Below are 9,075 nucleotides of genomic sequence, written 5' to 3'. Positions count from 1 at the left end.
CCCGTGCCGCCGACGCCGCGCAACCCCTCGCCGCTCGACGACTTCGAGTCCGACGACCGCCCGAGCCGGGCGCCCCGGGTGCTCGCCGTCCTGGGTGTCGTCGTGCTGCTGCTCGTCGGCGGGTACGTCGCCGCGTCGTTCGCGTTCGGCGACAAGGTCCCGCGCGGTGCGACGGTCGCCGGCGTGCCGATCGGCGGCCTCGCCCGCGACGACGCCGTGGCCCGCCTGGAGGAGGACCTCGAGGACGCGTCGACGGGACCCGTCGAGGTCGTCGCGCACGACGTGCAGGCGGCGATCGACCCCGCGAAGGCGGGGCTGCGGTTCGACGCCGAGGCGACGGTGGACGGCCTCGTCGGCACGGACCTGCTGGAGCCCGCCCGGCTGTGGCGGCAGGTCGCGGGCGTCGGGGCGGTGACCCCGTCGACCTCGGTGGACGAGGACGCGCTCGCCGCCGCGATCGAGGAGCTCGGCGGGTCGCTGTCGGCCGAGCCGGTGGACGCGGGGATCGTCTTCGTCGACCAGTCCGCGAGCACGACGAAGGCCGAGGACGGCTGGACGGTCGACGCGGACGCCGCGGCCCGGGCGCTGTCCGACCAGTGGCTGACGGCCGCGCGGCCGGTCGAGCTGCCGACGACGACCGTCGAGCCGGCGATCACGCAGGCCGAGGCGGACGAGGCCTACGACCGCGTGGCGAAGCACGTCGGCTCGGCGCCGGTCTCGGTGGAGGTGGAGGACCGCGTCGCGGTGCTGGACCCCGCCACCGTCGTCGCGAACGCCGCGATGGTGCCGGTCGACGGCGCGCTGCAGCTGCAGATGAACGGCGAGAAGCTCGCGGACGAGGTCGTCGACCAGCTGCCCGACCTCCTCACCGCCGCCGAGGACGCCCACTTCACCTTCGAGGACGGGAAGCCGACCCTCGTCGAGGGCGAGGCCGGCACGAAGATCGACCCGGCCGCGCTGGCCACGGCTGTCGCGCGGGCGGCGTCGGGGTCGGACCGCACCGCCACCGTCGAGCTCGTGCCGACCGACCCGGAGGACACGACGAAGGCGATGGAGGAGCTCGGGATCACCGAGGTCGTCTCCGAGTTCAAGACGCCGCTGACGAGCGAGCAGCGCCGGACCACGAACATCCGCCAGGGCCTGAAGAACCTCACGGGCGTCCTCGTGCGCCCGGGGGAGGACTTCAGCCTCACCGAGTCGCTCGGGCCCATCGACGCGCAGCACGGGTTCGTCCAGGCGGGTGTCATCGTCAACGGCGAGCACCAGGACGGCATCGGCGGCGGCCTCTCGCAGGTGTCGACGACGACGTTCAACGCCGCGTTCTTCGCGGGCTTCGAGATCCTCGAGCACCAGCCGCACTCGGAGTGGTTCCAGCGCTACCCCGAGGGCCGCGAGGCGACGATGTACCTCGGCTCGATCGACATGCGGTTCAAGAACGACAGCCCGTACGGCGCGCTCATCCGCGGGTGGGTCTCGGGCGGGTACGCCCACGTGCAGATCTGGAGCACGAAGCACTTCGACGTCGCGACGACGACGGGCCCGCGCTCGAACGTCGTCTCGCCGCGGACGGTCTACTCGCAGAGCCCGACGTGCGTGCCGCAGGCGGCCGGCAACCCCGGGTTCCGGGTGACGGTCAACCGCACCGTGACGGCTCCGGACGGCGAGGTCAAGGAGAAGAACTCCTGGACCACCACGTACCGCCCGCAGAACCGGGTCGTGTGCGGCAAGGCACCCTCGGCCGAGAAGGACGAGGAGAAGGAGAGCGACTGACGGCTAGACCGAGCGGCCCGCGCGCGGCGGCGGGGCGGCCGGCACGACCTTGCACAGGACGACGTCGGTCGCCGGCACGCGGACCGTGCCGTGCCGGGTGAGGATGGTCATGCCGTCCTCGTCGACCGCCGTGAGCTCGCCGAGCACGTCGGTCAGGCGCGGCTCGCCGGGTCCCGGCTCGTCGTCGCGCACGCGCCGGACGACGACTCGGACGCCGGGCCGCAGGACACGCCACAGGGAGTCGCTCATCACACCTCGGCGCGTGGACAGCTCGGCGGGGCAGCACTCACCTGAGCGATACTAGAAGTCGCTGACCGTGGGAGGACCGACCGTGACGTACGTGATCGCCGAACCTTGTGTGGACGTCAAGGACAAGGCGTGCATCGAGGAATGTCCCGTGGACTGCATCTACGAGGGCAAGCGGTCGCTGTACATCCACCCGGACGAGTGCGTCGACTGCGGCGCGTGCGAGCCGGTGTGCCCGGTCGAGGCCATCTACTACGAGGACGACGTCCCGGAGCAGTGGAGCGAGTACTACAAGGCGAACGTCGAGTTCTTCGACGACCTCGGCTCGCCGGGCGGCGCCGCGAAGATGGGCCAGATCGAGAAGGACCACCCGATCATCGCCACGCTGCCGCTGCGCGTCCACGAGGACTGAGCGGGGCATGGGCCTGCTGACGGGCGCCCTGCCGGACTTCCCGTGGGACACGCTCGTCCCGTACGCCGACAAGGCGCGCGCCCACCCGGGCGGGATCGTCGACCTGTCGGTCGGCACGCCGGTGGACCCGACCCCGGCGGTGGTGCGTGACGCGCTGGCGGCGGCGGCCGACTCGCCGGGGTACCCGACGACGCACGGCACCGCCGAGCTGCGGGAGGCGGTCGTGCGCTGGTTCGCGCGGCGGCGCGGCGTGCCGGGCCTCGACCCGGCGGACGTGCTGCCGACCGTCGGCTCGAAGGAGCTCGTCGCCCTGCTGCCGTCGCTGCTCGGGCTCGGCGCCGGCGACGTCGTCCTGCACCCGTCCGCGGCGTACCCGACGTACGACGTCGGCGCCCGGCTCGCGGGGGCGACGCCGGAGCCGACGTCCGACCCGGCAGGGCGCCTGCGCGACGGCGCCGGCGACGTGCGCCTGGTGTGGCTGAACTCGCCGGGGAACCCGACCGGCGAGGTCCTCGGGGTCGAGGAGCTGCGTGCCGTGCTCGAGGCGGCCCGCGCGGCCGCGGCTCGTGACGGGCGGCCCGTCGTGGTGGCGTCCGACGAGTGCTACGCGGAGCTCCCGTGGGACGAGCCGTGGGCGAGCGACGGCGTGCCGAGCCTCCTGGACCCGCGGGTGACGCAGGGCGACCGGACGGGCACCCTCGCGGTGTACTCGCTGTCCAAGCAGTCGAACCTCGCGGGGTACCGCGCGGCCTTCGTCGCCGGCGACCCGCTCCTGGTGCGCGCCCTCCTCGAGGCGCGCAAGCACATGGGCCTCATCGTCCCCGGACCGGTGCAGGCCGCGACGGTCGCGGCGCTCGACGACGACGCCCACGTCGACGCGCAGCGCGAGCGGTACCGGCGGCGGCGCGCCGTCCTGCGCTCGGCGCTCGAGGACGCCGGCTACGCCGTCGACGGCTCGGCGGCGGGGCTGTACCTGTGGACGCGCGCGGCCGGCCAGGACGCGTGGACCACGGTGGCGGACCTCGCGGGGCTCGGCATCCTCGTCGCGCCGGGGACGTTCTACGGCGCCCCGGAGCACGTGCGCGTCGCGCTCACCGCACCGGACGACGCGATCGCGGAGGCGGCCGCGCGCCTGCAGGGGGCCTGAAGTCCCAGACGGCCTGTGATCGTGGTCACACGGCAGCCCTGGGGGCCGGGGTTCGTTGGTCAGCACCGCCCGGCCGCAGGTACCGTCAGGGTGGCCGCCGAGGCCGTGAGTCATCGACGACTGGCCCGCCCGCGCGGCGTGTGGACGGTCGTCCCGAGGGAGGAACCACATGTCCGAGACCGCCGTCACCGCCCCGGTCCAGCTGGTCGTGGGGGGCGAGTCGCGGGACCTGCCGGTCGTGCCGGCGACGGACGGCAACAGCGGAGTCGTCATCTCGACCCTCCTGCGCGACACCGGCCTGGTCACCGTCGACCCGGGCTTCATGAACACCGCGTCCTGCGAGTCGAAGATCACCTACATCGACGGCGACGCCGGCATCCTGCGCTACCGCGGCTACCCGATCGAGCAGCTCGCGGAGAAGTCCTCGTTCCTGGAGGTCGCCTACCTGCTCATCCACGGCGAGCTGCCGTCGCCCGACGAGCTCGTCGCGTTCGAGGACCGGGTCAACCGCCACACGCTCGTGCACGAGGACTTCCGCACCTTCATGGGGACGTTCCCGCGCAACGCGCACCCGATGGCGGTCATGTCCTCGGCCATCAACGCGCTGTCGACCTTCTACCCCGAGTCGCTCGACCCGTTCGACCCCGAGACGGTCGAGCTGGCGACGGTGCTGATCCTCGCCAAGACGCGGACGATCACGTCGTACGCGCACCGCGCCTCGCGCGGCGAGCCGCTGCTGTACCCGGACTACTCGCGCGGCTACGTCGACGACTTCCTGCGGATGACGTTCGCCGTGCCGTACCAGCAGTACGACCCGGACCCGGTGGTGGTGAAGGCGCTCGACCAGCTGCTCATCCTGCACGCGGACCACGAGCAGAACTGCTCGACGTCGACCGTGCGGATCGTCGGCTCGAGCCACGCCAACCTCTACGCGTCCGTCGCCGCGGGCATCAACGCCCTCTCGGGCCCGCTGCACGGCGGCGCGAACGAGGCCGTGCTGCGGATGCTCGACGAGATCAAGGCGAACGGCGGCGACGCGACGGACTTCATGACGCGCGTGAAGAACAAGGAGGCGGGCGTCCGCCTCATGGGCTTCGGGCACCGGGTCTACAAGAACTACGACCCGCGCGCCGCGATCGTGAAGAAGAGCGCGGACGCCGTGCTGTCGGCGCTCGGCCAGAACGACGAGCTGCTCGACATCGCGATGAAGCTCGAGGAGATCGCGCTCCACGACGACTACTTCATCTCGCGCAAGCTCTACCCGAACGTCGACTTCTACACGGGCCTCATCTACAAGGCCATGGGCTTCGACGAGAAGATGTTCACGCCGCTGTTCGCGCTCGGCCGGATGCCCGGCTGGATCGCGCAGTGGCGGGAGATGATGAACGACAAGTCGACGAAGATCGGCCGCCCCCGGCAGGTCTACACGGGCGCGACGGAGCGGGACTACCCCGAGCGCGGCTGAGCGACCCCATCACGACGACGGCCCGGCACCCCGAGGGGTGCCGGGCCGTCGTGGTCGGTGCTCAGTGCGCGTGCAGCGCGGTGTTGAGCGTGACGCCGGCGCCGGCGCGCGCCACGGCCTCGACGCCGCCGGTCAGGGAGTTGCGGCGGAAGAGCAGGTTGTCGGCGCCGGCGAGCTCGCGCGCCTTGACGACGCGCGTCTCGCCGTCGTCGTCCGCGAACCCGACGAGCGTGACCTTGGTGCCCGCCGTGAGGTAGAGGCCCGCCTCGACCACGCAGTCGTCGCCCAGCGGGATGCCGAGGCCGGCGTTGGCGCCCAGCAGCGTGCGACGGCCGATGGAGACGACCTCGCGCCCGCCGCCGGACAGCGTCCCCATGATCGAGGCGCCGCCACCGATGTCGGAGCCCTCGCCGACGACCACGCCGGCCGAGATGCGGCCCTCCACCATCGAGGTGCCGAGGGTGCCCGCGTTGTAGTTGACGAAGCCCTCGTGCATGACGGTCGTGCCGGGGGCCAGGTACGCGCCGAGGCGGACGCGGTCGGCGTCGGCGATGCGGACGCCGGTGGGCAGCACGTAGTCGACCATGCGCGGGAACTTGTCGACGCCGTACACGGTGACCGGGCGGCCCGTGGCTGCGCGCAGCCGCAGCCGGGTCTGCTCGAACCCGTCGACCTCGCACGGCCCGGCGTCGGTCCAGACGACGTTCGGGAGGACGCCGAACACGCCGTCGAGGTTGACCTCGTGCGGTCGGACCACCCGGTGCGAGAGCAGGTGCAGCCGCAGGTACGCGTCGACGGTGCTGGCGGGGGACGTGTCGAGGTCGACCTCCACGCGCACCACCTGCACGGTGACGCCGCGCGCGGCGTCCTCGCCCTCGGCCGCCGCCAGCTCGGCGGGGGCCTGGGCGGCCTCGTCGGGACGCCCCAGGGCGGGGGAGGGGAACCAGGCGTCGAGGGTGCTGCCGGACGCGCCGACGGTGGACAGGGCGAAGCCCCAGGCCGGACGAGTGCTCATTCCTCCACCCTAGGTGAGTACTGATCAGTAGCCCGGACGGGGACGGCCGCGGCCGGACCGGGCGGCGCCGGCGGCGCGTAGGGTCGCGCCATGACCGAGCCCACGACCCCGGCGACCGCCGCCCCCGCGCCCGTGCCGCCGCTCGACCTCACCGCGGACGTCGTGGCGCTGACGCGGGCGATCTGCGACGTGCCGTCCGTCAGCGGCGACGAGGGCCCCCTCACCGACGCCGTGCACGCCGCCCTCGCGGCCCTGCCGCACCTCGAGGTGCTGCGGGACGGCGACACGGTCGTCGCGCGCACCCGGCTCGGCCGGCCGGCCCGGGTCGTCGTCGCCGGCCACCTCGACACCGTGCCGATTGCGGACAACGTGCCGACCCGGCTCGTCGGCGAGGGCGCGCGCGCCGAGCTGTGGGGGCGCGGCACGGTCGACATGAAGGCGGGCGTCGCGGTCGCGCTGTCGCTCGCCGCCGAGCTCGCCGAGCCGCTGCACGACGTCACCTGGGTGTTCTACGACCACGAGGAGGTCGCGGCGGAGCTCAACGGGCTCGGGCGGGTGGCGCGCACGCACCCCGAGTGGCTCGAGGCCGACCTGGCGATCCTCGGCGAGCCGACCGCCGGCGGCATCGAGGGCGGCTGCAACGGGACGCTGCGCGCCGAGGTCGTGCTCACGGGCGTGGCTGCCCACTCCGCCCGACCGTGGACCGGACGCAACGCCGTGCACCTCGCGGGCGAGGTCCTGCGGCGCCTCGAGACGTACGAGCCGCAGGCGGTCGACGTGGACGGGCTGACCTACCAGGAGAGCCTCAACGCGGTGCTCATCTCGGGGGGGACGGCGACGAACGTCATCCCCGACCGCTGCGTCGTGACGGTGAACTACCGGTTCGCGCCGTCCCGGACCGTCGCGGAGGCGGAGCAGGTCGTCCGCGACCTGTTCGCCGGCTACGAGGTCCGGCTCACCGACGCGGCGCCGGGCGCCCGGCCGGGGCTCACCGAGCCCGCCGCGCGCGACTTCGCCGCGGCCGTGCTGGCGACGACCGGCGGGCAGCCGACGGCCAAGCTCGGCTGGACGGACGTCGCCCGGTTCGCGCAGCTGGGCGTCCCGGCGGTCAACTTCGGCCCGGGCGACCCGCTGCTCGCGCACAAGGCGGACGAGCGGTGCCCGGTCGACCAGATCGTCTCGACGCGGGCCGCGCTGCGCGCGTTCCTCACCCCGGCCTGACCCGGCCGCACGGGCCGCGCCGGACGGGTGGAAACCTCGCGTCCCGCACGGCCCGCCGGCGGTCACCCGCATAGGGTCGGGACATGAGCGACGACGGCACTCCCGCACCGGGACGCGGGTACCGGAAGGGTCCGGTGCTGCTGCGTGGGACGCAGATCCCGGCGACCACGTCCGACCAGCGGCTGCTGTCGGGGCCGACGACGGCCGACTGGCTGCACGACGACCCGTGGCGCGTCCTGCGCATCCAGAGCGAGTTCGTCGAGGGCTTCGGCGCCCTCGCGGAGGTCGGCCCCGCCGTCAGCGTCTTCGGCTCCGCGCGCACGCGCCCGGGCACCCCGCACTACGAGATCGCGGTCGAGGTCGGCCGCCGCCTCGTCGAGGCGGGCTACGCGGTGGTGACGGGCGGCGGCCCCGGCATCATGGAGGCCGCCAACAAGGGCGCCAAGGAGGCGGACGGCCTCTCGATCGGTCTCGGCATCGAGCTGCCCTTCGAGCAGGGCATGAACGACTACGTCGACCTGGGCGTGAACTTCCGGTACTTCTTCGCCCGCAAGACGATGTTCGTCAAGTACTCCGAGGGGTTCGTGGTGCTGCCGGGCGGCTTCGGCACGCTCGACGAGCTGTTCGAGGCGCTGACGCTCGTGCAGACCCACAAGGTGATCCAGTTCCCGATCGTCCTCGTCGGTCGTGACTACTGGGCGGGCCTGCTCGACTGGCTGAGCCGCACCGTCGAGCCCCACGGCATGGTCTCGGCGCCGGACGTCGAGCTCCTGCGTCTCGTCGACACGGCGGAGGAGGCCGTGCAGGCCGTGCTCGACCGCGGCGCCGAGCTGCGCGCGGAGGAGGACGCCGCCGCGCGCGCGACGGCGGACGCCCAGGAGGCGGCCGCCGAGGCCGGCGCCGACCGGAGGTGAGCGCCCTGCCCGGCGTCCCGCAGGGGGCGGCGCCGCTGCGGCTGCGCGGCCGCGAGCTCGCGGGCCCCGTCGTCATGGCGGTGGTGAACCGCACGCCGGACTCGTTCTACGCGCCGGCGCGGCACGACGAGGCGGGGGCGGACGCGGCGGTCGCGCGGGCCGCCGAGGAGGGCGCGGACATCGTCGACCTCGGCGGCGTGCGCGCGGGACGCGGCCCGGAGGTGGGCGTCGACGAGGAGATCGCGCGCGTGGTGCCGCTGGTCGCGCGCGTGCGCGAGCGGCACCCCGAGCTGCTGGTCAGCGTCGACACGTGGCGGGCGCCGGTGGCCCGCGCCGCCGCCGACGCGGGCGCCGACCTCGTCAACGACACGTGGTCCGGTCACGACCCGGAGCTCGCGGAGGTCGCCGCGGAGCGGGGGCTCGGGCTCGTCTGCTCGCACACGGGCGGAGCGCAGCCGCGGACCGACCCCTACCGCGTCCAGTACGCGGCCGACGAGGGTCACGACGGGCTCGACGGCGTCGTGGACGACGTCGTGCGGACCGTCTCGGCGCTCGCGGCGCGCGCGGTCGCGCTCGGCGTCGACCCGGCCTCGGTCCTCGTCGACCCGACGCACGACTTCGGCAAGACGACCTGGCACTCCCTGCACCTGGTCCGGCGCACCGAGGCGCTCGTCGCGCTCGGGCATCCTGTGCTCATGGCCCTGTCGCGCAAGGACTTCGTCGGCGAGACGCTCGGCCTGCCGCCCGAGGAGCGGCTCGAGGGCACGCTCGCGGCGACCGCCGTCGCGGCCTGGCTCGGCGCCCGCGTGTTCCGGGCCCACGACGTCCGCGCGACGCGGCGCACGCTCGACCTGGTGACCGCCGTGCGGGGCGAGCGGCCGCCGG

At 74.0% G+C, this 9,075-nt stretch carries 9 protein-coding genes; 7 read left to right on the top strand and 2 right to left on the bottom strand.

The window, feature by feature from the left end; translation table 11 throughout:
• A partial coding sequence (locus HGCM_RS16225; protein WP_019134962.1) for a VanW family protein occupies positions 1 to 1,770 on the top strand: 1,770 nt, incomplete at its 5' end.
• 3 nt (positions 1,771 to 1,773) lie between these two features.
• Here HGCM_RS16225 and HGCM_RS00610 read toward each other — a convergent pair.
• Positions 1,774 to 2,019, bottom strand: coding sequence for a putative acetyltransferase (locus HGCM_RS00610; protein ID WP_040398899.1), 246 nt, complete (start codon positions 2,017 to 2,019; stop codon positions 1,774 to 1,776).
• 82 nt (positions 2,020 to 2,101) lie between these two features.
• Between HGCM_RS00610 and fdxA the strand changes: the two genes are divergently transcribed.
• From fdxA to HGCM_RS00595, 3 genes are all read left to right on the top strand, one after another.
• A complete protein-coding gene (fdxA, locus tag HGCM_RS00605; protein WP_026075154.1) occupies positions 2,102 to 2,428 on the top strand; it encodes a ferredoxin in 327 nt (108 codons plus the stop codon).
• A 7-nt stretch (positions 2,429 to 2,435) separates the two neighbouring features.
• On the top strand, positions 2,436 to 3,575 hold the full coding sequence (gene dapC, locus HGCM_RS00600; protein WP_019134959.1) for a succinyldiaminopimelate transaminase: 1,140 nt from the start codon (positions 2,436 to 2,438) through the stop codon (positions 3,573 to 3,575).
• Between the two features lie 169 nt (positions 3,576 to 3,744).
• A complete protein-coding gene (locus HGCM_RS00595; RefSeq protein ID WP_019134958.1) occupies positions 3,745 to 5,040 on the top strand; it encodes a citrate synthase in 1,296 nt (431 codons plus the stop codon).
• 61 nt (positions 5,041 to 5,101) lie between these two features.
• Here the strand turns inward: HGCM_RS00595 and dapD are convergent, their stop codons facing one another.
• A complete protein-coding gene (gene dapD, locus HGCM_RS00590; protein WP_019134957.1) occupies positions 5,102 to 6,055 on the bottom strand; it encodes a 2,3,4,5-tetrahydropyridine-2,6-dicarboxylate N-succinyltransferase in 954 nt (317 codons plus the stop codon).
• Between the two features lie 90 nt (positions 6,056 to 6,145).
• On the opposite strand from dapD, the gene dapE reads away from it, so the two are divergent.
• The 3 genes from dapE to folP form a co-directional block, all read left to right on the top strand.
• Positions 6,146 to 7,276 carry a succinyl-diaminopimelate desuccinylase gene (gene dapE / locus HGCM_RS00585; protein WP_019134956.1) on the top strand — a complete coding sequence of 377 codons (1,131 nt, stop codon included), beginning with the start codon at positions 6,146 to 6,148 and terminating at the stop codon, positions 7,274 to 7,276.
• A gap of 83 nt (positions 7,277 to 7,359) precedes the next feature.
• Positions 7,360 to 8,190 (top strand): LOG family protein, encoded by an 831-nt coding sequence (locus HGCM_RS00580; protein ID WP_019134955.1) that lies wholly within the window; start codon positions 7,360 to 7,362, stop codon positions 8,188 to 8,190.
• Positions 8,187 to 9,075: dihydropteroate synthase (folP, locus tag HGCM_RS16220; RefSeq protein ID WP_019134954.1), on the top strand; the 889-nt coding region annotated here is incomplete at its 3' end. The genes HGCM_RS00580 and folP, both read left to right, overlap by 4 nt.

It is taken from the genome of Cellulomonas massiliensis JC225, assembly GCF_000312005.1.
Lineage (GTDB): Bacteria > Actinomycetota > Actinomycetes > Actinomycetales > Cellulomonadaceae > Cellulomonas > Cellulomonas massiliensis.
This window is presented reverse-complemented; position numbering and strand designations above follow the sequence as displayed.